Here is a 24,474-nt window from a genome sequence, read left to right on the forward strand (position 1 = left end):
GGCCTTAATGACTCCCTTGCCTGCACCGCTGCGCTGGCTGCATTCCCTTGAGTGGCGCCGTGGTTTCTTCGACTGGGCACGCAGCGATGGCGTGACCTGGGTGTATATCTTCAAAGTGCTGGTCGCCGCATTCCTGACGCTGTGGCTGGCCATGCGCCTGGAACTGCCGCAACCGCGCACGGCGATGATCACCGTATTTATCGTGATGCAGCCCCAGAGCGGCCAGGTGTTCGCCAAGAGTTTCTACCGTTTCCTCGGGACTTTGGCAGGCTCGGCGGTGATGGTGCTGTTGATCGCCTTGTTTGCGCAGAACACCGAACTGTTCCTCGGTGCGCTGGCGATCTGGGTGGGCATTTGCACCGCTGGCGCCACACGCAATCGCAACTTTCGCGCCTATGGGTTTGTGCTCGCCGGCTACACCGCGGCGATGGTCGGCCTGCCGGCCCTGGCCCACCCGGACGGCGCCTTCATGGCGGCGGTGTGGCGGGTGTTGGAAATTTCCCTGGGGATACTGTGCTCGACGCTGGTCAGCGCCGCCATCCTGCCGCAGACCTCCAGCGCCGCCATGCGCAACGCGTTGTACCAGCGCTTTGGTGTGTTCGCGCTGTTTGTGACGGACGGCCTGCGCGGGCGCAGCCAGCGCGAAGGGTTCGAGGCCAGTAACGTGCGCTTTATCGCCGAAGCCGTGGGCCTGGAAGGGCTGCGCAGCGTCACCGTATTCGAAGACCCGCACATGCGTCGACGCAATGGGCGGCTCAGTCGCCTCAACAGCGAATTCATGAGCATCACCACACGCTTCAACGCCTTGCACCAGTTGCTGGAACGCTTGCGCGCCGATGAGGCCGACCATGTGGTGGCAGCGATCAAACCCGGCCTGCAAGACCTGGCCGAAGTGCTCGACAGCTTCTCTGGCCGCGCCCTCACCAGCCCCGATGCCGCGCGCCTGGTCAACCAACTGAGCGCCTACAAGGATGGCCTGCCCGCCAAGGTGCGCAGCCTGCGGGCGAGCTTTCAGGAGGACAACCCGACGGACGCCGAGCAGTTGGATTTCCACACCGCCTACGAGCTGCTGTATCGCTTCGTCGACGACCTGCACAACTACGCGCAAACCCACGCGTCCCTGGCCGAGCATCGCCATGCGCGGGAGGATTGGCACGAAACCTACACGCCAAAGACCAACTGGTTGGCCTGTGCCGCTGCCGGTGTGCGCGCCTCGTTTATCCTGGTTGTGCTGGGCAGTTACTGGGTGGCCACGGCCTGGCCCAGCGGCGCCACCATGACCCTGATCGCGGCGGCCACGGTGGGCTTGTCCGCCGCCACGCCCAACCCCAAGCGCATGGCGTTCCAGATGGCCTGCGGCACCTTGATCGGCGCCTTGGTCGGCTTTGTCGAAATGTTCTTCGTGTTCCCCTGGATCGATGGCTTCCCGTTGCTGTGCGTGATGCTCGCGCCGGTGATCATCTTCGGTGCCTTTCTGTCTTCACGCCCCCGATACGCCGGTGTGGGCGTGGGCCTGCTGATCTTCTTCAGCACCGGCTCGGTGCCGGACAACCTCACGGTCTACAACCCCTACACCTTTATCAACGACTACATTGCCATGGTCATCGGCATGCTGGTGTGCGCGGCGGCGGGGGCGATCATTCTGCCGCCCAATAGCCGCTGGTTGTGGCGCCGCCTGGAACAAGACCTGCGTGAGCAAGTGGTGTATGCCATCAGCGGCAAGCTCAAGGGCCTGGCGTCGAGCTTTGAAAGCCGCACCCGCGACCTGCTGCACCAGGCGTATGGCCTCGCGGCCGGCCAGCCGCAGGTGCAGCGCGATTTGCTGCGCTGGATGTTCGTGGTGCTGGAGGTCGGCCACGCGATCATCGAGCTGCGCAAGGAGCAGGCGATTTTGCCGGTGCACCCGGCGTATGCCGAGTCCCAGCCGTGGCGCCAGGCGATCCGCGTGATGGGGCGCTCGCTGGTGCGGCTGTTCCTGCAACCCAGCGCCAGCAACCTGGAACGCGGGTTGATTGCCGTGGACCATGCGATCAGCCGCGTGCAGGCCACCGACGAACCCTTCGCCCCGCACTTCGACACCTCGGCCCTGCGCCGGGTGAAGAGCTACCTGCACTTTATTCGCACCTCGTTGCTGGACCCGCAATCGCCTCTGGCCGCCCTCAAAGGAGCCCCGAATGCCTCGTGAAATTGCATTCCACGGCATCTATATGCCGACCATGACCCTGATGTTCCTGATCGCCGCGGGGCTGGCCTGGGCGGTTGACCGCTTCCTGGCCGGGTTCGACCTGTACCGGTTTTTCTGGCACCCGGCGCTGCTGCGCCTGAGCCTGTTCGCTTGCCTGTTCGGCGCCCTGGCGCTGAGCGTCTACCGTTGAGAATGCCCCGATGAAAAAGTTCTTCAGCCTGCTCGCCACCTTGCTGGTTCTGGCGTTGGCGATCTGGATTGGCCGCACGTTGTGGGTGCACTACATGCAAACGCCGTGGACCCGCGATGGCCGGGTGCGCGCCGACATTATCAATGTGGCGGCTGACGTCACCGGTGAAGTGGTGGACGTGCCGGTACGTGATAACCAGTTGGTGAAAAAAGGCGACCTGCTGATGCAGATCGACCCCGAGCACTACCGCATTGCCGTCAAGCAAGCGCAATCGCTGGTGGCCTCCCGCAAGGCCACCTGGGAAATGCGCAAGGTCAACGCGCACCGCCGCGCCGACCTGGACGCCCTGGTGATCTCCAAGGAGAACCGCGACGACGCCAGCAACATCGCCGACTCGGCCCTGGCCGATTATCAGCACGCCCTGGCGCAACTGGAGGCCGCCGAACTCAACTTGAAACGTACGCGAGTGCTGGCGGCGGTGGACGGCTACGTCACCAACCTCAATGTGCATCGCGGCGACTATGCGCGTATTGGCGAGGCGAAGATGGCTGTGGTGGATATGAATTCGTTCTGGGTCTACGGCTTCTTTGAAGAAACCAAACTGCCCCATGTGAAGGTGGGTGACACAGCCGATATGCAGTTGATGAGCGGCGAGACCTTGAAGGGCCATGTGGAAAGCATCTCGCGCGGCATTTACGACCGCGATAACCCCGAGAGCCGAGAACTGATCGCCGATGTAAACCCGACCTTCAACTGGGTGCGGTTGGCCCAGCGTGTGCCGGTGCGGATTCACATTGATGAAGTGCCGGAAGGCGTGCTGTTGGCGGCCGGGATTACCTGCACGGTGATTGTAAAATCGGCGCCAAACTGAACAGTGGGACTAAGGGAATGGCGCATTTGCCCTGATTTTGCGCCGACGCTTTACCCTCAACATGCTGGTGTATCGGCGATGACTCTTCGAATTTAGGATCAGGATGTAGAGCAGGGATGTGATCAGAGGGGATAAGTTGAGCAGTGTCGCTGGGTGACTAGCTAGGTAGCTTATCGCGAGCAGGATATTCACGATGGCGATAGGTATGAGTATTCGAGGCGCATGCCTGAATCCTTCACACAACATCACTTGGCCTACAAAAAAATCAGACAAAGTGCCATACCGGTTCCGAACGAAAACTCAGTCGGTAGATGATTGGCTTTTGCGTAGTACGACAGGCTGAGCGCCATGTTTATAGCAATATTGTTCAGGCCAAGCAGCAGAGCGCTACCGAATGACGGTAAGAATCGATAGGCGTAACGGCGCCAAATTCGATATTCACGGAAGGGATCGACGCTATAAGTCATATTCTGAGAGTTCTTCATACAGGGCGATGATTATGTGGTTGATGTTTCCAAAAAAGGTGCTGCTACCAATGGCCAAAGTAGCTCCCACTTGGTCTTTTATTTGAGTGAGAATGCCCAAACGCAATTGGGGGTTGATTAATTCGTTGGTGGTTCTCCAGGAACTATTTGCACACTGCAAGGCGCTGGCAGCCGTAGCGCTGTAAGCAATGTAGGTCACGGTCAGACTGGTCCCCCCACTGAATGGCGCTGCCGCGATTCCCGTTTTCGCAATGATGAAGCCAACCACTGCCCCTGCGCAGGAAGTCGCCAGCCCCGATGCTTCCCGCCATAGCTGAGATTCACGAGGCGAATTCGCCGTCAACTCTGCATAGTCATCGGCAGTCATCACTGGCTCCGCTATCTCCCGCAGAATCACCCGCTTGGGTCTGATACTGCACAGCGGTACAAACTCACGCAGCACCGTCACCTGATAATCACTGCCGATATGCACTACGCCGGCGCCGACGATGGCCGGGTCAGCGTCAATGGTTCTATAGAGTTTGGGCAGGTCCAGGAGACTGATTAGCCGCTGGCGAGTCGTGGTGTGCGCATCCGGCACACCGCTTCTCAGGAAATGGCTGGGCATCCTTTCACCTGTGCTTAAGCAGAGGGGAAAGAGCCTGGGGATAGCTTCCTTGGAATAATGTCAGGCCGTTCGCTGTTTTTTGTAGGAAGCGGCTGGGCGGTTATTTCATGGCGCTACAAAAGTCTCGTGCAAGTGCCGCCACAACAGCGCACCGCTGGCCTGTTTTTCGAACACCACGGTAGCGCGGCGGTCGGTCTGGGTGCCGCTGTCGTCGATCTGATGCTCGCGATATGTGACCGTGGCGCCGCGTGCGTGGCGGTCGATACCGGTCATTTCACTCAGGGTGATTTTCAGCCCTGGACGCATCCCGCCCAGGCGCGTGAACAGCGCAATGACCCCCGCTGTATTCACTCGCGTGCCGGTGGCGGGGGCGATCATGCTGAACTCGGATGAGAACCGTGCGAGCAAACTCTCCAACGTCCCGGGGGGCGCGACTCCGGCAAACCATTGCTCGATCTCGACGTGGGTGTGGATCACTTCTTCAAAAAAATCACTGTAGTCAATCATGGTCAGGCTCGCTGGAGGGGTGAAGCAGTGCGCGTACCCTGGAGGTATCCAGGCGCAGCACGGCGAAAAGTGGCAACAGCGTCAAGGCTGCCGCCATCGTGAAGGTTATGGCAAAGGAATCCAAGGCCGACAGCATTGCGCTGAGCACGGCGGCGCCGACGCAGAAGCTCACTTGGCGGTTGATATTCCACAGGGCGCTGGCATGGCCCATGCGCTCGGCGGGGATGTCGAGAAAGGCCAGGGTTTGCGCGGTGCTGCTGCACAGGCTGCCGCCCAGGCCCATCAGCGCGTAGGCCGCAATGATCAGGGCGGGTTCGTTGAGCAACAGGATGCCAGCACCTTGCAGCGCCATGCCCGCCAGCAGCAAGGGTTTGGGGCCGTAGCGATTGAAGCGTTTCTTGCTCAGGTAGATTGCCACTGCCGAGGCCAGCGCCCAGGGCAGCATCAGCGCGCCGGTCTGGGTGGCGTCATAGCCCAGGCTGCGCACATAAAGGATGGCGATCAGGCTGGTGCCGATAAACACGCCGGGGACACACAGGTACACCAGCATCGCCACGCGCAGCATCGGGCTGGCGACTTGTTTGAACACAGCGCCCAAGTCCAAGGGCGGACGCACGCTCGCAGGCGCGTCGGGCTTTATCCACAGCAAGGCCAGCAGCAGGGTGATCATGGCCAGGGGCAGGTTGGTGTAGAAAATCCAGCGCCATGAAACACTGTCGACAATCACCCCACCCAACGCTGGCGATAGCGCCGGCACCAGCAACGCCACCGACATCACCCGCGCCGTCAACTGGCTGCGCTCGGCGGCGGGAAAGTGACGGTACGCCATGGCTTGCCCCACGGGAATCAGCAAGCCGCCGCCAAGCCCTTGCACTGCGCGCCAGCCAATCAACGCCTCGATGGACCCGGCCTGGCCCACCATCACTGAGGCACCGGCGAACAGCAGCAAGCTGGTGGCGATCAGCGTGCGTTCGCCCATCATCGCTGCCAGCCAGACACTCAGGGGAATGATCAGGGTCAGCCCGAGCACGTAGGCGTTGCTGATCCACGCCAGTTGCGTGACCGAGGCGTGCAGCTCGCGGGCGATGTCCGGGTAGGCGACGGTGGCGACAAACATGTTTACCAGGTCCAGGGCAAAACCCAATAAAAAGATCCAGGCGACTTTTGAACGGTAGGTCATGAACGCGATCCTGCGAGTGAGGCCGGCAGGGTAGGCCGCACGCAGGGTTTGGGATACGCCGGTTTGCCTGCTAGTTTGTCAAAAATATTTTGACAAAGGAGGGCGTCCAGCATGGTCAGTCTGGACCGTTTTGACACCTTCAAGGCCGTGGTCGAGGCCGGCTCGCTCACCGCCGCTGCGGACCTGCTGGGCCAGACTCGCGCCGTGGTCAGCTTCAACCTCAAGCGTCTGGAGGCGGAACTTGGCGTCACCCTGCTGACCCGCAACACTCGTCAGTTGGCGCTCACCGATGCCGGCGAACGCTTCTACCTGCGCTGCACGCGCATGCTTGAAGAGGCCCGCCTGGCGGTAGAGGAAGCCCGCAGTGAGCATGCCCAACTCAAAGGCACCCTGCGTATCACCACCACCGTGGAATATGCCCTGGCTGTGGTCGCCCCGGCGGTAGAAGCCTTTCGCCGCCTGCACCCGGACCTGAACATCCACTTATCCACATCTTCCACCCACGCCGACCTGATCTCCGAGCGTTTTGACGTGGCAATACGGCTGGGGCGCTTGATGGACTCCAATCATCGCGCCGTGCAGTTATCGACGTTCGAGGTGTTTGCCGTCGCGGCGCCGCAGTTTGCCGCAGTTCAAACTCTGGCTGAGTTGGAGCAGCTGCCCAGGCTGGGCCATGGCCGCTTGACCGAGCTGAGCGTCACCGACCCGGCAGGTCTCGAACACTCTTATCGAGCCGGCCCGTCCGCGTTGGTGGCCGACAGCGCGGCGGTCCTCAAGGCATTTGCCGTGCGTGGCCACGGTGTGGCGGTGTTGCCGCAGTGGCTGGTGCAGGAAGATCTGGATGCGGGACGCTTGGTACGCGTGCTGGCGGACCATCGCTTTGCCCCGCAAGGGGTTTACGCGATGTACCCGGACACGCGGCATTTACCGCTGAAGGTGCGGGCGTTTATTGATTTCATGAAGCCTTAGAGCGTACCGCCCAAGCCAAAACGCTTCCTCAACACCTTCTCCAACAACCCCTTGGGCACCAGCGCCGCCATCAACGGCAGCGCCCGGCTGCCGTTGCCCGAGCGCAGCAGACGCGGTGGTTGCCCTTGCTGCACCGCCTTGAGCACGTCTGCGGCAAATTCACTGGCTGGGGTTGGCTTGTCCTGGGATGCTTGGCTACGTGCACGAATGCCCTCGCGCAACGGCCACCATGGCGACTGTTCGTGGATCAGCAATTCGGCCTGGGCGCCGGCATTCTTGGCAAAGCTGGTATTGATCGCACCGGGCTGCACTTCCATCACGCGCACGCCAAACGGTGCCAGCTCCATGCGCAGGGCGTCGCTCAACGCATGCACAGCGGCTTTGGATGCGCAATAGGCGCCGGCGAACGGCGTCACCAATACGCCGGAAACGCTGCCGATATTCACCACCAGGCCCTTGCTGCGACGCAAGGCCGGAAATAGCGCCTGGGTCACACCGACGATGGAAAACACATTGGTTTCGAATTGGCGTTGCATCGCCTCGGTACCGCCGTCGAGCAACGGGCCCATGGCGCCGTAGCCAGCGTTGTTGACCAGTACATCTAGCTCGCTCAATTGCTCGGCCAGGAGTTGTAAAGCGGCGCAGTCATTGACGTCCAACTGCACAGCATTGAAGCCTGCGGCCGCGAGGGCGGCGACGTCATCGGGTCGGCGGGCGCTGGCCCATACCTCAAAGCCTGCGGCTTTGAACGCATCGGCGAGGGCACGGCCGATGCCGCTGGAGCAACCGGTGATCAGTACGTTGGGCATGGGTCCATCCTTTGTCAGTCCGAGAAACTGCCTTGCAGGTGCTCGGCGCGAAATTCCAGGGTTTGTGGGCGATAGCCAGGGCGCAGCGGCGGGGTGGGCAGGCAGTCTTCCCAGGTGGCGCCCGCCTGCAACTCGCCGGGGCCGCGATAGCGTGGGGCGGCGTAGACGTTGTCGGCCAGGTTGACCGTATCGCCCGGTGCATAGGCGGCGACGCGCCAGCGCAGTTCGGTGAGCGGTACGTCGTTGCCGTTGTTGAGGGTCAGTTTGAGCGGTCGGTCGGCGGGGCAGTCTTGCGGGGCATAGCTGATACGCAGCTCAAGGCGTGCCAGTTGCGACGCTTCGCGGTTGTCCAGCCATACCACCCACACTGCGACAAACCCCAGGCCGACGGCAGCGGCCAACGATACCGGCAGCGCCTTGGCCGGGTAGCGCAGCAGCAGGACCAGCCAGGTGATGATCAGGAGAACGCCGAAGAACATGGAGGCCACCTCAAGTAAGTAACCAGCATCCTAACTTAAGCTTAGGTGGGATTGGCTACCTTGAGCGATGTGTTGGGACTGGATGACGTCATCGCAAGCAAGACAATCGAGTGGCAGCATCGTTTTTTGACATAAACCTAAATAAGTTTTTATCGCGTTTTTTGTATGAATCGACACTCAAGACGCACTTAAACCTGTCGGAACGATTACATCGACAAGCCCAAGTCCCAGTCATCTTGCGTGAGATAGAAACCCATGATCACCCTTGCTTCCAGTCCGTCCTTCGTGCAACCGCCGCGGCTTCCTACAACGCCCTTGGCGCCGGTGGTACCACCGGCAATGGGCCACGAAGACACTCAACCCTATTCGCCATCGAATGCGCGCGGGTTACCTCGGCTTCGACGCAGTACTGAATTGGAAAACCCTGCTACTGGCGACGCGTCGCTTATCGCCGGGCAGCCCCTCAGTTATTGGCAAGAGCTGACGGGGAACATCCAGAACAACTATCGCTTGGTCGGGGCGTTGCAGCAAATTCACGATGCCTTGGTCAAGGAGTCGAATCTGGATATTACGACGTTGTTGGAAACGAAAAAGTTTTCCGTTCATGAGTATTCCGCATTCGCGCGCGCCTATGGAATTGAAGCGGGCGATGAAGATTCGGTTGCCTGGTTCTTGCGGGAAAATCAGTTGCTGATTCCGAAAAACATCGGGCAACTGGCAAATTTGATTGCAGTGCTCAAAGAACCCTTGCCCGAGCCCGCAGAGCACGGCAACCACTGGGGATTGTTGTCTGAGTCAGCGACACTGGACAGTGAGCAACGCAAGAAGGTCAGCGAAATAACACAGGCAGAAATGGCGCGGCTGTCGCCCGGGAAAGGCATTTTCAGCGCATTTTATGAGCAGCATGGCGCTTCGCTCCAGGGCAAGAGCGCCGCACAAGTCCTCGACAGCATGATGGGAAGTACGCAGATTACGGGTTTGGGCCAAACGCTGAAAACTGCGCTAACTGTCGACGATGCATCGCTTTCAACTGACCCCTCGAACTGGGCGATGGCGGCCATGGTACTGGAGCTGGACCCACTGGCCGGCAACCAGCGTGGTGTGGTGGCCGGCTATGATCTTTATCAGGCAGCCAACAGGGATGTACATCCTTCGGTAGTGGTGTCGCGTCTGGAGCAACACCTGGTAGAACAGGGCAAAGTGCCTGCCGAAATGGCTGCCGCCGCCGCCCGCCTGCTACTCGCGGGGTCTGAGCCTTCCTTTATCGTCAAGGGGTTACCCGACAACCTGACGCTCAAGTCGACGACATTTGCCAGGCTCTCGGCAGTTGTGCAAGCCCAGGAGTTTTGGGCGCCGGGTATAGCGACGCATACCGATTTCAAAACGTTTATGCGCTTGGCCGAGCATAGCCCTGTCACGGACACACAGGCGGCAATCGAGGCCAAGGCCCAGACCCATGCCTTGATTCAATGGGCAATTGCCCAGGACAAGATGGTTCAAAAGACTGATGACGCGTATACACCGGAAGATGTGGCCGCGGTATACGAGGCTTTTAATGCGCAACTCAATGCCTTGAAAAAAGCCCACGACCAACTGGCCGCCACCATGCCGACTCGCCGGGACATCGCCAATAAAAATCTGACAGCGGCCTATGGTGCTGGATATTCATTCAATGTGCGCAACATAAAGATTGCCAATATCGATGCCAGCGAGAGCAAGGAGCACTCGCTTGAAGAGATCTACATGGCCGGCAAAATGAACCGTATTCCCCGAGGGGAGCGGTACGATTTCCAGCTCGGCAACCGCTTCCCCAGGGTCAAGCCGTTGCCTGATGTGAATCAGCAGTTCAAGAGCGAATTTGATAGTTACTTCAAAAATATGAAGGAAGGGCTGACGACGACAGTCAAGCATCAGTTGTCGCAGCTTCCTTTGGAAGATCGCCAAACCATCGCGTCGGGCAAGGTCGAGTTTTTTTCCTTACGTAAATCCAGCACGGCCGAAGCTCAGGGAACGGAGTCTGCGGACGAAGCACGAGCCGCCAAAGCACGTTACGGGCTGTTGATGCGCGTGCAAACCAAGATTGATAAGAACGGCAGCGATCAAGACCCTAAAAACATCCGCCATGTTTATTACGAAGTGTTCCCTCTGCAAGGTGTTATTCGTCGACGCGAAGACCTGCCCAGGCATTTGCCCAACCCCCCACCGAGAGTCGCAAATGCCGAGACCTACGAAACGACGCAGGCCAAGGGGATCGGTATATGGGTCGATTATGCGGCCTATGAAAATGGCACGCAGGCGCGACCTGAGCAGTACAGCGACGGGTTGCTGACAGCTCCGATCAGCGCTCCAAACATGCCTGAACCTCGCGCAGGACAGCACGCCGATGCCGTCACCGACCTGAACCCTCGTTTTGATAGGATCGCCGAGGTGGTAGCCGGCCATCTGCTCCATGATCGGGAGGCGATGGAGGCCGGGGCCAAGGGCGTCACCGAAGTGGAGAAGGAGGAGGCTGGCATCAAGGCGGGTCATGATTTTGTGACGGGACTGATTCCCTTTAAAAATGCGATCGAAAACGCAGTCAAGGGCAATACTGGCGCGGCGATTCTGGACTTTGCACTGGATATTTTCGGTTTCATCGTTCCATTCGCCAAAGGGGTTGGTCAGGCGGGCAGGGCGCTGAGCAAGTTGAGCGAAAAACTCGGAACGCGAGCGTTCAAAGCCTCCGACAGTGTCGTGCGGTCATTGGCCGGCGGCTTGAACCCTGCCGATGGGCTGGGGGATCTGGTCGAGGGGTTGGCAAAAGGGGGGAAGTCGCTGCTCAAGAGTAGCTATCGCGAGCTGCAACAGATATTGCACAAGCAATCGTCCAAGGTGGGCAACCCTACCCAGGTGACGAACGCAGCATCAAACGGAGCCGGGACCGGACGTCAGTTGCCCGACTACAGCGAGCACGCACTGCCTGACGGCTTTCTTGAAGGTCGTACGATAAGGGGGGATGGCACGTATCAAGTCGGCGAAGAGTTCTATGTGCGCTTCACTGATGGTACGGGAAAGGACAGGACCTTTCAGGTTGAACGGCACTACAAGGGCGCGGGCAAGCCTGTGCGTGTTATCGACCCCAATAGCCAGAAGCAGGTAATGATGCTGGTTCCGACCGGCAACGGCGAATGGCGATTGGCTGGCAACGCCGGCGGTGGCAAAAAAACTGCGAATGCGGAGAGTGTCAGGCTTGCACCACAACAAAAACCGGGGCGCAAAGGTAATCCTCCTTCGCCTGCAGTGGTACCCCCCGGTCAGGTATTGGCCAATCATCACAATTGGCAGTCGGTGTTGGATTCGGGCTTTCATAACGGGCAACCTGTTTACATTCATTACACCAGCAAGGAAGGCGCAGAAGCGATAGCCCGGGCCCAGGGCATCAATGACTTAACGCGTAATGAAACGCGCGCGGGTTCGAAGGGCGGTGTGTACGTTAACCCTCCAGGCCAGCAGCTCAACAGTGAAAACGTTGAAACCCTTTTGTTTCTGGGCAACGAACGCTATGCCGGAAGGGGGGAGTACAAGGTGATATTCAGCACTGACCAAGTCCCGCGGGAGTTAGGCCCTGTCACGGCAGGCAGCTCGATTATCGAGCTTAAGATGGACAAAGAAATCAAGCTGACGCCGTCGAACTTCCTGTATCTGGGGCCGAATAAGTTTCCAGACTATTTTGGTTGAAGGCGTCTTGAAAGCGTGGTGAGCAAGTAGGAAAAAGCCCCCACCCAACCCACTGCGGATAGGGGACGCAATGGGCTGGACGAGGGCTTCTTGTACGACTGTTTTACTGCGCGATAGTTTTCACCGATACGCCACGTTCAACCGGTGTCGAGCGGCCGTAGATATCTTCGAAGCGTTCGATATCGTCCTCGCCCAGGTAGCTGCCCGATTGCACTTCGATGATCTCCAGCGGGATCTTGCCCGGGTTGCGCAGGCGGTGCACCGAGGCAATCGGGATGTAGGTGGACTGGTTTTCGCAGAGCAGGAACACGTTCTCGTCACAGGTGACTTCGGCGGTGCCGCTCACCACGATCCAGTGTTCGGCGCGGTGGTGGTGCATCTGCAGCGACAGGCACGCGCCCGGCTTGACCGAGATGTGCTTGACCTGGAAGCGCCCGCCCATGTCCACCGAGTCGTAGGAACCCCACGGGCGATAGACTTCGCAGTGGTTCTGGGTTTCGCTGCGGCCTTGCTCGTTGAGGGTGTTGACCATCTGCTTGACGCCCTGGACCTTGTCCTTGTGGGCAATCATCATCGCGTCCTTGGTTTCCACCACCACGATGTTATCCAGGCCGATCACCGACACCAGTTTGCCGTTGCCGTGCACCATGCAGTTGCGGCTGTCCTGGATCACCACGTCGCCTTTGCTCACGTTGCCGTTGGCGTCTTTATCGTTGACCGCCCACAGCGAGGCCCAGCAGCCTACGTCGCTCCAACCAGCAGCCAATGGCACCACGCAGGCGCGTTGGGTTTTTTCCATCACGGCGTAGTCGATGGAGTTGTCCGGGCAGCAGGCGAAGGTGGCGTCGTCGAAGGTCACGGTGTCGGCGGTCTGCTCGCTGCGTTCCAGGGTCAGCACGCAGGTGTCGTAGATGTCCGGGTCGTGCTTTTTCAGCTCTTCGAGGAAGCGACTGGCGCGGAACAGGAACATGCCGCTGTTCCAGAAGTAGCCGCCACTTTTGACGAACTCGACCGCACGTTTTTCATCGGGCTTTTCCACGAACTGTTGCACGCGGCTCACGCCTTCAGGCAGCAGCGAATCGTTGGTGGACTTGATGTAGCCGTAGCCGGTTTCCGGGCGGGTGGCTGGCACGCCGAACAGCACCATCTCGCCACGCTCGGCGGCCACGGTAGCCAGGGCCAGTGCGCGTTGCAGGGCTTTCTGGTCGTCGATCACGTGGTCGGCGGGCAGTACCAGCATCAAGTCGTCACGGCCTTCGTTGACCAGCATCATCGCGGTCAGGGCCACGGCCGGCGCAGTGTTGCGGCCGAACGGTTCCATCAGGATGCGCTGGCAGTCGAGCTTGCGTGCGCTCAGTTGCTCGTTGACGATGAAACGGTGGTCTTTGTTGCAGACCACGATGGGGGCGTCCATGCCTTCGAACACCAGGCGCTCCAGGGTTTGCTGGAACAAGGTGTGCTCGCCGGTCAGAGCCAGGAACTGCTTGGGGAACTGTTTGCGCGAAAGCGGCCAAAGACGTGAGCCGCTACCACCGGAAAGGATTACTGGGATCATGGTGTTTCTCCTTGAATCGATATGGGTCAGAGCTACGAAGGTTTGTCGTTTCACTCTTGTTTTTGTCTCGGTCCTGAGCTGAAACCCGTTCAGTGTGGGAGCTGGCTTGCCTGCGATGGCGCCTTCAAGACCGCCATCGCAGGCAAGCCAGCTCCCACAAGGGGGCGTGTCAACTCAGGGAAATAGTTAGCGGGTCGACACGGGGCGTTTCACCCACACTGGCGACAGGCTTGAACCTGAGCCGGTGACATACAGCACCGCCGCTTCACCGCGTTCCAACGCAACCGGCTTCACATCGCCGACTTTCTTGTCACCGTCATACAACGCCAGGCTCACTTTCACCGGGTTGATCTCACGCTCGCCACGGCCCTTGGCAGCCACCGACTTGACCACATCGGTCTTGCCGTCGGCGGTTTTCAGGGTCAGGGCCTTGTCGCTGAGGTTCTGTACGCGCACCAAGGATTTTTGCTTGTTCTTGAACGGTGGCTCTTCGATCAACTGCGGCTGGCCGCTGCCGCTGTTGACCAGGGTGTAGTAGTGGTCGGCAGCCAGCTTGACCGGTAGGGTCTGGCTGCCGACCTTAGCGCTGTAGTCACCGCCGGGCATGAAGCTGAAGTCGCTGCTGGCCAGTGGCGCAACGTCGCTGAGGTTGGTGCTGCCAACGGTGGCGCTGACTTCCTGGTTGCTGGCGTTGTAGATGCGCACAAAGCTGGAGCCTTTTGGCGCAGTCGGGCCGTACAGGGCGGCGTCACCGCCAGCGAAGGCCGACAGGGATACGAAGCTCAGGCCCGCAGCGATTGCCAGGGTTTTAGCGAGACGACGAGGAGTAGTAGTGAAAGTCATTGTGAGTTACCTCTCTTTCAGTTTTGCGCCCGGTCGGGCGTCTCGGATTCAGATGTGTTGATTGCCATGTTCTGTTGGCGCGAACCGGCTTGTTTAAGCTGCGCAACCCAGGCCGGGTCGGCATCACCGATTTCGTTGTTAACGGGCAGATAACGTTCAGGAAACTCCCAGATCAGCACCTGCGGCGGGCTGTTCTTGAAGTCATCACTTTTGAGGTAGCTGAGCATCGGCAGGATCGGGCCGTGGCCGTCTTCGGCATAGCTGACCACGTCGCTGTGCAAGGCTTGCTTGAGCGCACCGACGAAGTTCCAGTTGGGGTTGGCGCTGTAGCTGGTGCCCACCAGGGCCACCGGGGTTTCGCTGTCGCTGAACAGCGCGTCGTCACCTTTTTCTTCGACCAGGTGGGTGACGCGTTTTTCCAGCGGCTCTTTAGGCGGCATCAGGTTTTCGAACAGCGGGTCCAGGGGCAGGAACAAACGCAAGTCGCCTTTATGCGGCTCGGTCTTTTCCGCCTCGGTGACAAAGCGCTGCGGCTCGCCGCTCAGTGGGGTCTTGTCGGCAATCGCCTTGGCCAATTGCTTGGCGGCGACTTCGGCACCGTCTGGGGTCCAGTGGGTGTCGGTGCGCAGGAACACTTGCTTGCCACTCAGCTTGGCCTGTTGCAGCGGGCCGAGCAGGTCCGGGGCCGGAATGTTGTCCGCCGCCACTCGAGCATGGAAATCCTGGTACAGATTGGCGTGCACGCTGGCCGGTTTCACTTCACCCAGATGCTCCGGATACAGGCGCACCTTGGCCGGCACGATCGCCATCACCAGTTGGATACCCTGGGCCTTGAGCTTCTGGCGTACGCCTTCGACCAGCGCGTAGTTGCCTTGCAGGTTCTGGTCTTCGTTGACGGCGGGGTTGAACTCCTCGTCGCTGTACAACCAGTGATCACGGCCCAGCACCACACCAGGGCGGCCTTCATTGAACAGCTTGTAGTCCAGCGCCGCCCACAGGTTGGTGCCCAGGCGCTTGATCGGGAACTCGTCGTCGTAGTGGGTCTCGACGGCTTTGGTCCAGCGACCGTTGAGCACGGTGGCATCGGCGTTGGTGCTGAAGCCAAAGAAGCTGCGCAGCGACCAGGCGCCGAGTGCCAGCAACAGCACCAGGAACAGGCTGATGTAGAGGACGCGTAATGAACGGGTCATGGTCGGCTCCCTCAGAATTGGAAGTAAAGGAACGGCGAGAAACTCTGCGCCGACAGTTTGAGAATCGACGCCACGAACAGCAGCAGCACCGCAGCGCGCATGGCGTAGCGTGGCCAGTCAGCGGTCCAGTAGGCCGGTTGCACGGCAGCGTCACGGCCCACGCTGAAACCGGGCTCGTGGATGCTGCCAGGGTTGTCGCCCGGTACGGCCTTGATCAGGCTCGGGTCGGCTGGCTTGGCCTTGTCGGCAGGGCGGTTGGTGTAGAAGTCGCGCAGGCCGAAGAACGCCAGCGTTGCATAGGCCACCACCAGGGTTGCCACTTGCAGGCCGGTAAGGTTGGCGCGGTTGAGTTCCGACAGTGACCACTCGCCAAAGCTGAACATCGCACCGTACATACGCCCGGCAACGTGCAGGTTTTCGGCGCGGAAAATCACCCAGCCCATTACCACCAGCAGGAAGGTGAAGGCCCAGCGCAGCACATTGAAACTGCGCGGCGCGGTGTTCAGGCCGATGGCTTTTTCAATCGCCAGCCACATGCCGTGCCAGGCGCCCCACACGATGTAGGTGATGTTGGCGCCGTGCCACAGGCCACCGAGCAGCATGGTCAGGAACAGATTGCGGTAGGTGGTCAGCGTGCCTTTACGGTTGCCGCCCAGGGTGATGTACAAGTAGTCACGCAGCCAGGTGGACAGGCTGATGTGCCAGCGCCGCCAGAACTCGGTGATCGACTGGCTGATGTAGGGCTGCTTGAAGTTTTCCATGAAGCGGAAACCCATCATCAAACCCAAGCCAATGGCCATGTCGCTGTAGCCGGAGAAGTCGAAGTACAGCTGCGCGGTGTAGGCCAGTGCGCCGAGCCAGGCGTCACCCGTGGTGGGGTTTTGCAGGGCGAAGCAATGATCGGCCACCACCGCGAGGGTGTCGGCAATAAAGACCTTCTTGATGAAACCCTGCATGAACCGCGTGCAGCCCTCGGAAAATTTATCCAGGGTGTGGGTGCGGTTGTTGAACTGGTCGGCCAGGTCGCGAAAGCGCAGCACGGGACCGGCGATCAGGTGCGGGAAGATCGCCACGAACGCTGCGAAGTCGATGAGGTTGCGGGTGGCCGGGGTGTCACCACGGTACACGTCGATGATGTAGCTGATGGACTCGAAGATGTAGAACGAGATCCCGATCGGCAACAGCACGTGGGTGAGGATGAACGGCTCCAGGCCCGCCGACTTCATCATTACATTGATGCTGTCGACGCCGAAGTTGGCGTACTTGAAGTAGCCGAGGATGCACAGGTCGACCGCCACGCCGAGCAATAGCCAGCGCTGCGCCGGCTTGGTACGAACGCCCGCGGCACCGACCTTGAGGCCGATCCAGTAGTTCCACAGCGTGACGGCCGCGAACAGCGCCAGGAAGTCCACTCGCCACCAGGCGTAGAACACGTAGCTGGCAATCAGCAGCAGCAGGTTGCGATAGCGTTGCCCGCTCAAATAGTACAAGCCGAGGAAGATCGGCAAGAACAGAAACAGGAACACATTGGACGAGAAAACCATCCCGATCTCTCCATGTTTAACCAACAGTCAAGGGCCAGAGCCCCCCCAAACCCCCCACGATGTCGGGGGAGGTTGTGATCGTTCCCACGCTCTGCGTGGGAATGCCTCTTGTGGCGCTCTGCGCCACGCTTTGGGACGCACAGCGTCCCGTGCTGCATTCCCACGCAGAGCGTGGGAACGATCAGCGACTAGCTGCCTTTGTTGCCTTTTTCATGCGCCGGGTCGTAGACCTTGGTCAGGTCACCGCCCAGGCGGAAGGTCTTGAACGGTTGCATGCCATGCTTGCGTTCGATCACATCCGGCGCGCAGGTGTAGAGGGAGCAGAAGGGCTCAAGCCAGGCAAATTTCATGTCTTCCTTGAGGTCCTTCATGTCCTGCTCTTTGCCGTTCTTTTGCTCGAAGATGTCCGGGTCTTTCACTCCGGCTAGCACCTTGTCACCCAGGCGCTTGAGCGCGCTGTTGTTTTCCTGGCGCAGGTCCACGCCGTTGACCAGGGCAAAGCTGGCGATCATCGACAGCGGCGGCAGCGCGTAGTTGTGGTACGACAGGGCGCGCTGCTGGCGCTTCAATTCGTTCGGCAGGAAACCCTGATCATCGACCTGGTTCACGCCGACCTTGTATTCCTTCACCGCCCAGTCAAACAGGTCGCGGCGGTTGGTAGCGATGGACGTTGCCATCACCGACCAGGCGGCCCAGTAGGAGTGGTTGTTGGTTTTTTCCAGGGGCAGGTTGTCCCAGTCGCTCACCACCTGGTCGGCCAGCTTGTTGAACCAGGCTTCGATTTGCTGGGCTTCCTGCGGGTACTTGGCCAGCGGCTGCGACTCGGAGAACTTCAAGCGCACATAGGCCGAGGCCATGCTGCCCAATGCCCATTTGCGCATGGACTTGCCGGTGTGGTTGAAGTCCTTGGACATCAACGCATCGGCCTTGGCCCATGACACCAGCCAGTTCAGGGTGCATTCGAGCTGCTGTGGGCGGCCGTCACGCATGAACTGCATCACCCGTTTGCTGGTGTCTTTTTCCAGCTTGGTGATATCGGCGGTGCTGTCGCGAAAGGCTTTTTCCGACTGCACATTCAGGGTCGAACGGGCGTTGTCGGAGCCTTCGTATTTGCTGCGAAACTGCAACGGCCCGGTGTAGGGCGTTGGCATGCTGTCGCAATCATTCTTGAAGTCGCCGGTCTTGAACGCTTCGATCGGTGCGAAGTAACCCTGGGGCGGACGCAGCGGCGCGGCGGCGTTGGCTGCCCCGGCGAAGATCGCCAGGCCCAGCAACGATGGAATCAGTAACTTCTGCATAAGTAACCTCATTGCCCCGTTGACGCGGTCTGTTGACCACCGGCGGGGAATACGTTGCGTGTGCAAATTTTCGCTTCAACCTTCTGCGCCGCAGCGCCCGCTTCGGGGCCCTGCACTTCCACGGCCAGCAAGTTCTGCGAGGCCCAGTCTTCATCGGTGCGCAGTTCAAAGGCGAAACGCCCGTCTGTATCGGATGTTTCGGGTTTCTCGATCTTGATGTCCTCGTGGCGCCCGTTCATGTACCAGAGGGTGGCTTGCAAGGTTTTCACCGACGGATCGGCGAAGCGGATATCGACCTGATGGTTGGCGTTGCGCAGGTCTTTGTTGGCGCTGTTGACCATCAGTTCGTTTTTGCCCGGTTTGAGCGTGGTGCTGGCCGACATTTGCGCGGTCTTGCCTTCGCAGCCGTTGTCTAGCAGCGCCATCATCTGGCGGTAGATGGTTTCCTGGTCGAGGCGGTACAGCGGCGAGAATTCCCAGATCAGGATCTTCGGCGGGCTCTTCTGAAATTCATCGCTGCCCAGGTACTGCAGCATCGAACCTTCCAGGCCACCGCCGGGGAAGGCGACGTTGAGGATGTCGGCACCGATTTCTTCTTCCAGGAAGCCGGCGAAGTTGTAGTTCTTGCCACTGTGGCTGGTGCCCACCAGGGTGATCTGCGGGTTGCCCGAATCGCCGAACAGGTCGCCGTCACCGGCTTCGCCCTTGGGCTCGGTGGTGAACTGGTCCATGTACTGGATCGCATAGCTGGTGCCACACAGTTGCCCGGCCATGTTGTGCAGGGTGCCGGTCTTGCCCATGCGGCCCGAGCGCTTGGTCTCGAACTCACGCTTGGGAATCTCGGCATATTCCGGCATCTGCTTGACCTTGGCCGCGACGATTTTCGCGGTGCGCTGGGCGCCGTAAGGGGTCCAGTGCTGGTCGCCACGGAAGTAAAAGTCGTGGGCCGGCAATTCATCCGGCAGTTGCTCGTTGGTCAGCGGCGACAGGTCTGGCACCACGTAGCCCATCTTGGCGAAGCGGCCGAGCATGGTCTTGTAGTTGGTCAGGGCCTTGTCGAAATCGTACTTGGCCTTTTCCTCGGGGTTGAGCTTGTTGCGGTTCACCAGGCCACGGGTCGGCTGGTAGACCACCACCAGTTCCACGCCCTTGCTCTTGAACGCATCGTGCAACTGCTGCATGCGCTTGTAGCCGGCCGGGGTGGTGTCGAACTCGGTGCGCAGGTCTTCCTGGGTACGGAACAGCCAGTCGCCCTGGGCTTGTACCAGGGTGGTGAAGTTCTGCTGGTAGCGCGTGGTGTAGTTCTTCGCGTCGTGGGCGGCCGGGCACAGGCTGCAGCACGGCTCGGCGGTGAAGGTCGGAGCTTTCACTTCATCGGCGCGTACGCCCTGGCTGGCCGCCAGCAGGCCGAGGGTCAGACCCGAGAGGCTCAGCAGTTTGATCATGTGTGGGTGCATAAGGGTCATCCTCAGTCCTGCAATTCGGTCTGGCGTTCGACGGGGTCGATCAGCACGGCTTTCTGCTGGCGCACCAGCAGGTCGAGAATTTCTTCCTGGCGGTCACCCAGGATGCCGGAGAAGCTGATGCCGCTGGATTTGGTCGGCGCCAGCATCGACACGCGATACAGTTCGATACTCAACGGCGAATCGATGGACAGCGGCCCGCTGCCGTTACCCGCCAGTTCCCCGCCGACCACGATCAGCGACACCTTGGCGTCGAACGGGTCGAGGGCGATGTCGCGGTCGGTGTCGGTCAAGTCCTTGATGTGGCCGTACACGCCGGTCAGCCCGTTGGCCATCGAGGTGTTTTCGTAGAGTTTGATGTTCACGCTGTTACGCACGCGGATCCCGTGGCGACGGTTGCTGATCACCTTGTTGCCCCACAGCAGGTTGTCACCGCTCTCATAGAGGGTGATGCCGTCGGTGTGGTTGCGGTAGATCTCGTTGTCGGCGATCAGGTTGTTGACGCTGTTACGGTCGATCACCAGGCCCGACAGCTTGTTGTCATAGCTGCGGTTGTTGAAGATGAAGCTGTCGTTCACCTCCCGGGAAATGATGATGCCGTGCTTCTTCTTGGTGCCGTAGACGGTGTTGTCCGCGATGATCAGGCCGTGGGAACGGTCATGGGGGTCAATGCCGTAGACGATGTTGTCTTTGTAGGTATTGCCCTTGATCACAAAGCCTGTGGTCTCGTAGCAGTAGAAGCCGTACCACATGTCCGAGAACTCGGAATCGATGATCCAACCGGTCGGCTCGGGGCGCTTGAGCACCTTGGCCATGTTCGGCGTGTACTGGGAAATACTCACCCCGTACGACTTACTGTTGGCGTAACCGAAGCTGGCCATCTTCGTTTTGGAGATATAGGTCTCGGTGCCGCCCCAGGCCAGCAGGAACGGGCGGAACTCCTTGGCCGACTTGAACAGCGCCGGGCCGTTGGCTTTTTCATCCCAGCCGGTGACCTTGGTATCGCGCACGAACAGCTGGCCGTCGTTGATCAAAAACGAACCGGCTTGCTGGGACAGGCGCAGCTCCTGGGTGTTTTTGTCGATATCGAGGATACCTTTACGGCCCACCACGATCGGCAACTTGGCCAGGAACACCCCCGGCGAGGTTTCGCTGAAGTACTGCTTGGGCACTTTGCCCAGCAGGTCCTTGAGGTTCATGTAGCCGTCGTCGACGAAGATCGCCTGGGGAATGCCATGCTGGCGCACCACCCATTCGGCCATCTTGTTATCGCCGCCGATAAAGTCCTTGAGCGCGTCTTCCTGCATCATGCGGCGGATGCTGATTTTGCCCGCCTTGGTCTTGACGATTTTCTTTTCCATCGCCTGCGCGGTGTAGCCCGACAGGTCGGGCAGCGCCGGCTTGGCCATTTCCAGCGGCGCGGTGGGCGGGCTGGAAATGGTATAGGTCTTGGCCTGTTGCAGTTCCTTGGCGATGGTCGGCGCCTTGGCCGCCGTATCGGCGAACGCTGTGGCGCTGGCCATCAGCATTGCCGCGACGAGTAGGCTTTGAGCATTCATGGCGCAGGCTCCCATCAGAATTTCCAGACCACGTCGACAAACGCGCGGTGCATGTAGGAGTCGACCTGGCTGCCATAGGCATCGCCGGGCTTGAACACGCCCGCACGCAAACGCACCAGCGCCGATGGCTCGTCGATCGACTGGCTCAGCGCCGCAGGCAGCAAGCCTTTCTTGAAGTACTTGGTGACCACCAGGTCCATCTCTTGGCCGAGGTCTTTCTTGCCGTCTTCAAGGGGCAGGGAGGTGCTGGAGAGGATCGCGCCGGTGACGTCATCGGTGTTGTTCTGCACCGCGTCGATACCGTTGCTGCCCACCGGCTTGTTGCCGTCCACGCGCCAGAACTTGTGGTACACCAGGCTGGCGTCATAGTCCTCGCGCAGTTGCCAGGAACCGAACAGGCTCATGGACTGCATGTTGTTCATTTCGCCGCGAAACGCTTCACCGAAGCGATGCACACGCGACTGGGTGCCGGTCCAGTTCGAACGGTTGCTTTGCAGGCCGTTCTGTTCGTACTCGGCACTGGCGCGCGAGTACGCGGCACCCACTTGCCACTGCGGATCCAGGCGCAGGCGCACGCCGATGTCGGTGGCCCAGCCGCTCAGGTCATCGCTGCGCTTGGCGCTGGTGGGGCGCGAGCCGTCGGCGTTCAAGGCGTTGACCTTGTCGCGGTCGCCGCGCATGCCGGTGATGCTGGCCCAGTAGTTGACCGTGTTGGTGTTGCGCCAGTTATAGGCATCGCTGTTGGCTTCGATGCCCAGCCAGGTCAGGTCGCCGTTTTCGCGCTTGTCCAGCGGGTCGCTGGCGACACCCGGTTCGGCGTAGTCGAGCTTGCCGTCGTCGTGGGTGTGGTGGCCGCGCACGCCGATCCACTGGCCCGGTGTCCACTGGTAGGCGGCGTCGGCGTAGAAGTGCTGGCGGTCTTTGTCGACCGGTGACAGTTCCTTGAGGTCGGTGCGGTATTCGCTGAAGCGTTCGGCGGCGCCGACATTGGCCTTGAGCAAGGTGGTGTCGAAGGTCCAGTTCAGCGCTTCGATGTTGGTGTCGCGCCATTGGCCGTCGTCATTGCGCAGGCGCTGGCGGCCGAACTTGAGGATCTCGCCGGGGTAGGGCGTGAAGCCGCTGTAGCCGACCCAGAACTCACGCAGGGCCAGGTAGTTTTTCTTGGCCTTGCGGTCGTCGTTGCTCGACTGCTGCTCGGTAGTGTCATCGGCCGACTGTTGCAGGGTGTCGGTCTCGATGATGTCGCTGGACACTACGGCCTGGCCCATGGCGTAGGCGCTCCACGCGCCGCTTTCGCCGTAGATCCAGGGGCGCAGGTCGAGGCCGATGCCGTTGACGTCGCCGCCTTTCTGGGTGCCGAGGTCGCGGTCATCTTCAGACTGCGCGGTGGCTTTGACTTCCAGGCCGAAGTTCTTGGCTTCGGTGAGCGCGGCCAGGGTCGGGCACGACCACAGCAGGGCGAAGGTCAGGCCGATGCCGGCCTTCACGAATGGGTTGAGCTTCATAGGGATTCCTCGCCGTCTTCTTCTTGCAGGGCGTGCAGTTGCAGCGTGCTTTGGGCCAGGGTGCCGCGGGCGGCCAGTTCCTGTTGCACCAGGCGTTGGCCTTCGGCGCGTTGCGCAGGCGTCAGCGGCGCTTCGAGCTGGGTGGCCAGGTCATTGGCTTCTGGCGTGTCCTGGGCCTTGGCCAACTGGCTGAAGACATAGGCGTTCAATGGGTCGGGCTTGGTGCCCTTGCCTTGGGAAAACAGTTGGGCAATGGCGAAGTCGGCGCTGTTCTGGCCGTTGCGCGCTGCGGTCAGCAGGTGGTCCAGGGCTTTTTGCGGGTAAACCTTGCCCAGGTAGCCACGGCGGTAGATCTGGCCGAGGTAGTAATCGGCGGCCACTTCACGGCCCACGGCTTTCTCGAAATGCGCCTCGGCGGCCTTGGCATCGGCGGGCACCCACTTGCCTTCGTAGTAGAGCTTGCCCAGCAACAATTCGGCGCGTGGCTGGTCGGCGGCGCGGCCGTTGTCCAAGTACTTCATCATCTGCTCGACATCGCCCAGTTCAGGGAAGTCGTAGAGCAGTTGCGCCAGGCTGACCCAGGACGCCGGGTAGCCGGGAGCGATTTTTTCCAGCAAAGCCTGGGCGGTTTTTTCGTCCGGGGTGCCGAGGGTGGCATCGCCGAGTACGCGGGCGACGCTGTCGACGCGCTGGGCGGTGACGGTGCCACGGCTCACGCCTGCTTCCATTTGCTTGAGCAGTTCGGCCTGTTGTTCCGGCTGCTGTTTTTTCTGATAGACCGTGGCCAGCTCGACGTAGCAGATATCGGTGGTGTTCAGCGCGGCTTTGCAGATGCGCTCCACATCATCCAGATGCTGGTCGTAGGTACCTTGGGTGCGATACAGCAGCACCTGGGCCAGGCCGGCCTCCGGGTAACCCGCCGCCTGCCATTGGCTGATCTGCTGTTGGGCATTCACATTGGGGAAGCTGTGCGGGTATTGCAGATACAGCATCGCCAGCGGGATCAAGGTATTGCCTTCGCCATTGGCAAAGGCCTTTTTCAACAGGCTTTCGGCTTCATGGTGCTCGGCCTCAGTGGCGCCCGGCTTGGCCGTCAACAGGCGACCCAGGCGTGCCTGGGCGCGGGGCGAGGTGTCTGCCGCCGCACGGTAGGTGGCTTCGGCCTGCTTGATTTGCGCCGGGTCGCGTGTGCCGACCTGGATATCGGCCAGGCCCACCTGGGCCTCGCTGTAGCCCAGTTCCGCCAGTTGCTGGTAATTCTGCTGTGCGGTGACGGTGTCGCCGCGCTTGAGGGCTTCGTTGGCCAGGCGCTGGTCGGGCAGGCCGGCGCAACCGGCCAGGCTCACGGCCAGTGCCAGCGCGCAGTACGCAGAGGCCAAGTGAAATCTGCTCTGTGTGGGAGCTGGCTTGCCTGCGATGGCATCGCTGCGGTGCAACTGATGCACCGAGTCGCCTGCATCGCGGGCAAGCCCGGCTCCCACATGGGTCAACGGTGTATTTGGAAGAGTCACAGGCATG

19 protein-coding genes are annotated in these 24,474 nt (G+C 60.4%); 5 read left to right on the plus strand and 14 right to left on the minus strand.

Annotation, left to right across the window (positions count from 1 at the left end):
- Positions 1–7: 7 nt before the first annotated feature.
- The 3 genes from TX24_RS20225 to TX24_RS20235 are packed head-to-tail and all read left to right on the plus strand — an operon-like array spanning position 8 to position 3,246.
- The gene (locus tag TX24_RS20225) at positions 8–2,185 is read left to right on the plus strand and encodes an FUSC family protein (protein ID WP_003188710.1); all 2,178 of its coding nucleotides are present in this window, start codon (positions 8–10) and stop codon (positions 2,183–2,185) included.
- The gene (locus TX24_RS20230) at positions 2,175–2,375 is read left to right on the plus strand and encodes a DUF1656 domain-containing protein (protein WP_003188711.1); all 201 of its coding nucleotides are present in this window, start codon (positions 2,175–2,177) and stop codon (positions 2,373–2,375) included. Before TX24_RS20225 ends, TX24_RS20230 begins: the two co-directional genes overlap by 11 nt.
- A gap of 10 nt (positions 2,376–2,385) precedes the next feature.
- Positions 2,386–3,246, plus strand: coding sequence for an efflux RND transporter periplasmic adaptor subunit (locus TX24_RS20235; RefSeq protein WP_034134553.1), 861 nt, complete (start codon positions 2,386–2,388; stop codon positions 3,244–3,246).
- Positions 3,247–3,702: 456 nt separating this feature from the next.
- Here TX24_RS20235 and TX24_RS20240 read toward each other — a convergent pair whose 3' ends face one another.
- From TX24_RS20240 to TX24_RS20250, 3 genes are all read right to left on the minus strand, one after another.
- On the minus strand, positions 3,703–4,338 hold the full coding sequence (locus TX24_RS20240) for a hypothetical protein (protein ID WP_082628838.1): 636 nt from the start codon (positions 4,336–4,338) through the stop codon (positions 3,703–3,705).
- 105 nt (positions 4,339–4,443) lie between these two features.
- On the minus strand, positions 4,444–4,845 hold the full coding sequence (locus TX24_RS20245; protein ID WP_057710951.1) for a hypothetical protein: 402 nt from the start codon (positions 4,843–4,845) through the stop codon (positions 4,444–4,446).
- The gene (locus TX24_RS20250; protein ID WP_057710952.1) at positions 4,838–6,025 is read right to left on the minus strand and encodes an MFS transporter; all 1,188 of its coding nucleotides are present in this window, start codon (positions 6,023–6,025) and stop codon (positions 4,838–4,840) included. The genes TX24_RS20245 and TX24_RS20250 overlap by 8 nt, the downstream gene beginning before the upstream one ends.
- 111 nt (positions 6,026–6,136) lie before the next feature.
- Here TX24_RS20250 and TX24_RS20255 point away from each other — a divergent pair, with 111 nt between their 5' ends.
- Complete coding sequence (locus tag TX24_RS20255; RefSeq protein WP_057710953.1) at positions 6,137–6,994, plus strand: LysR family transcriptional regulator; 858 nt, start codon at positions 6,137–6,139, stop codon at positions 6,992–6,994.
- Here the strand turns inward: TX24_RS20255 and TX24_RS20260 are convergent.
- Together TX24_RS20260 and TX24_RS20265 are read right to left on the minus strand one after the other, a co-directional pair.
- A complete protein-coding gene (locus tag TX24_RS20260; RefSeq protein WP_057710954.1) occupies positions 6,991–7,803 on the minus strand; it encodes an SDR family oxidoreductase in 813 nt (270 codons plus the stop codon). The genes TX24_RS20255 and TX24_RS20260 overlap by 4 nt on opposite strands.
- 14 nt (positions 7,804–7,817) lie before the next feature.
- The gene (locus tag TX24_RS20265; RefSeq protein WP_003188721.1) at positions 7,818–8,282 is read right to left on the minus strand and encodes a hypothetical protein; all 465 of its coding nucleotides are present in this window, start codon (positions 8,280–8,282) and stop codon (positions 7,818–7,820) included.
- Positions 8,283–8,537: 255 nt separating this feature from the next.
- Here TX24_RS20265 and TX24_RS20270 point away from each other — a divergent pair, with 255 nt between their 5' ends.
- Positions 8,538–11,999 (plus strand): hypothetical protein, encoded by a 3,462-nt coding sequence (locus TX24_RS20270; RefSeq protein WP_244175883.1) that lies wholly within the window; start codon positions 8,538–8,540, stop codon positions 11,997–11,999.
- A gap of 103 nt (positions 12,000–12,102) precedes the next feature.
- On the opposite strand, the gene TX24_RS20275 is transcribed toward TX24_RS20270, so the two are convergent.
- The 9 genes from TX24_RS20275 to algK form a co-directional block, all read right to left on the minus strand.
- On the minus strand, positions 12,103–13,554 hold the full coding sequence (locus TX24_RS20275) for a mannose-1-phosphate guanylyltransferase/mannose-6-phosphate isomerase (protein WP_032893494.1): 1,452 nt from the start codon (positions 13,552–13,554) through the stop codon (positions 12,103–12,105).
- A gap of 186 nt (positions 13,555–13,740) precedes the next feature.
- Complete coding sequence (locus TX24_RS20280) at positions 13,741–14,397, minus strand: alginate O-acetyltransferase AlgF (protein WP_034134560.1); 657 nt, start codon at positions 14,395–14,397, stop codon at positions 13,741–13,743.
- Positions 14,398–14,414: 17 nt separating this feature from the next.
- Positions 14,415–15,587 carry an alginate O-acetyltransferase gene (locus TX24_RS20285; RefSeq protein ID WP_057710956.1) on the minus strand — a complete coding sequence of 391 codons (1,173 nt, stop codon included), beginning with the start codon at positions 15,585–15,587 and terminating at the stop codon, positions 14,415–14,417.
- 11 nt (positions 15,588–15,598) lie between these two features.
- Positions 15,599–17,131 (minus strand): MBOAT family O-acyltransferase, encoded by a 1,533-nt coding sequence (locus tag TX24_RS20290; RefSeq protein WP_014717002.1) that lies wholly within the window; start codon positions 17,129–17,131, stop codon positions 15,599–15,601.
- A 188-nt stretch (positions 17,132–17,319) separates the two neighbouring features.
- The gene (locus TX24_RS20295; protein ID WP_082628839.1) at positions 17,320–18,429 is read right to left on the minus strand and encodes a mannuronate-specific alginate lyase; all 1,110 of its coding nucleotides are present in this window, start codon (positions 18,427–18,429) and stop codon (positions 17,320–17,322) included.
- Positions 18,430–18,437: 8 nt separating this feature from the next.
- Entirely contained in the window at positions 18,438–19,886 is a 1,449-nt protein-coding gene (locus tag TX24_RS20300; RefSeq protein ID WP_034134644.1) for an alginate O-acetyltransferase, read from the minus strand.
- Between the two features lie 11 nt (positions 19,887–19,897).
- Complete coding sequence (algG, locus tag TX24_RS20305; RefSeq protein ID WP_032893489.1) at positions 19,898–21,466, minus strand: mannuronan 5-epimerase AlgG; 1,569 nt, start codon at positions 21,464–21,466, stop codon at positions 19,898–19,900.
- Complete coding sequence (locus TX24_RS20310; protein ID WP_003188737.1) at positions 21,466–22,956, minus strand: alginate export family protein; 1,491 nt, start codon at positions 22,954–22,956, stop codon at positions 21,466–21,468. The genes algG and TX24_RS20310 overlap by 1 nt, the downstream gene beginning before the upstream one ends.
- Positions 22,953–24,473 carry an alginate biosynthesis TPR repeat lipoprotein AlgK gene (algK, locus tag TX24_RS20315; RefSeq protein ID WP_244964736.1) on the minus strand — a complete coding sequence of 507 codons (1,521 nt, stop codon included), beginning with the start codon at positions 24,471–24,473 and terminating at the stop codon, positions 22,953–22,955. The genes TX24_RS20310 and algK overlap by 4 nt, the downstream gene beginning before the upstream one ends.
- Position 24,474: the final 1 nt, after the last annotated feature.

The sequence above is a fragment of the Pseudomonas lactis genome, assembly GCF_001439845.1.
Lineage (GTDB): Bacteria > Pseudomonadota > Gammaproteobacteria > Pseudomonadales > Pseudomonadaceae > Aquipseudomonas > Aquipseudomonas lactis.

Bases quoted from the DNA above. Each gene is read 5' to 3' on its own strand.
- TX24_RS20225 (WP_003188710.1), top strand. From the start codon at position 8: ATGACTCCCTTGCCTGCACCGCTGCGCTGGCTGCATTCCCTTGAGTGG.
- TX24_RS20230 (WP_003188711.1), top strand. From the start codon at position 2,175: ATGCCTCGTGAAATTGCATTCCACGGCATCTATATGCCGACCATGACC.
- TX24_RS20235 (WP_034134553.1), top strand. From the start codon at position 2,386: ATGAAAAAGTTCTTCAGCCTGCTCGCCACCTTGCTGGTTCTGGCGTTG.
- TX24_RS20240 (WP_082628838.1), bottom strand. From the start codon at position 4,338: ATGCCCAGCCATTTCCTGAGAAGCGGTGTGCCGGATGCGCACACCACG.
- TX24_RS20245 (WP_057710951.1), bottom strand. From the start codon at position 4,845: ATGATTGACTACAGTGATTTTTTTGAAGAAGTGATCCACACCCACGTC.
- TX24_RS20250 (WP_057710952.1), bottom strand. From the start codon at position 6,025: ATGACCTACCGTTCAAAAGTCGCCTGGATCTTTTTATTGGGTTTTGCC.
- TX24_RS20255 (WP_057710953.1), top strand. From the start codon at position 6,137: ATGGTCAGTCTGGACCGTTTTGACACCTTCAAGGCCGTGGTCGAGGCC.
- TX24_RS20260 (WP_057710954.1), bottom strand. From the start codon at position 7,803: ATGCCCAACGTACTGATCACCGGTTGCTCCAGCGGCATCGGCCGTGCC.
- TX24_RS20265 (WP_003188721.1), bottom strand. From the start codon at position 8,282: ATGTTCTTCGGCGTTCTCCTGATCATCACCTGGCTGGTCCTGCTGCTG.
- TX24_RS20270 (WP_244175883.1), top strand. From the start codon at position 8,538: ATGATCACCCTTGCTTCCAGTCCGTCCTTCGTGCAACCGCCGCGGCTT.
- TX24_RS20275 (WP_032893494.1), bottom strand. From the start codon at position 13,554: ATGATCCCAGTAATCCTTTCCGGTGGTAGCGGCTCACGTCTTTGGCCG.
- TX24_RS20280 (WP_034134560.1), bottom strand. From the start codon at position 14,397: ATGACTTTCACTACTACTCCTCGTCGTCTCGCTAAAACCCTGGCAATC.
- TX24_RS20285 (WP_057710956.1), bottom strand. From the start codon at position 15,587: ATGACCCGTTCATTACGCGTCCTCTACATCAGCCTGTTCCTGGTGCTG.
- TX24_RS20290 (WP_014717002.1), bottom strand. From the start codon at position 17,131: ATGGTTTTCTCGTCCAATGTGTTCCTGTTTCTGTTCTTGCCGATCTTC.
- TX24_RS20295 (WP_082628839.1), bottom strand. From the start codon at position 18,429: ATGCAGAAGTTACTGATTCCATCGTTGCTGGGCCTGGCGATCTTCGCC.
- TX24_RS20300 (WP_034134644.1), bottom strand. From the start codon at position 19,886: ATGCACCCACACATGATCAAACTGCTGAGCCTCTCGGGTCTGACCCTC.
- algG (WP_032893489.1), bottom strand. From the start codon at position 21,466: ATGGGAGCCTGCGCCATGAATGCTCAAAGCCTACTCGTCGCGGCAATG.
- TX24_RS20310 (WP_003188737.1), bottom strand. From the start codon at position 22,956: ATGAAGCTCAACCCATTCGTGAAGGCCGGCATCGGCCTGACCTTCGCC.
- algK (WP_244964736.1), bottom strand. From the start codon at position 24,473: ATGCCTGTGACTCTTCCAAATACACCGTTGACCCATGTGGGAGCCGGG.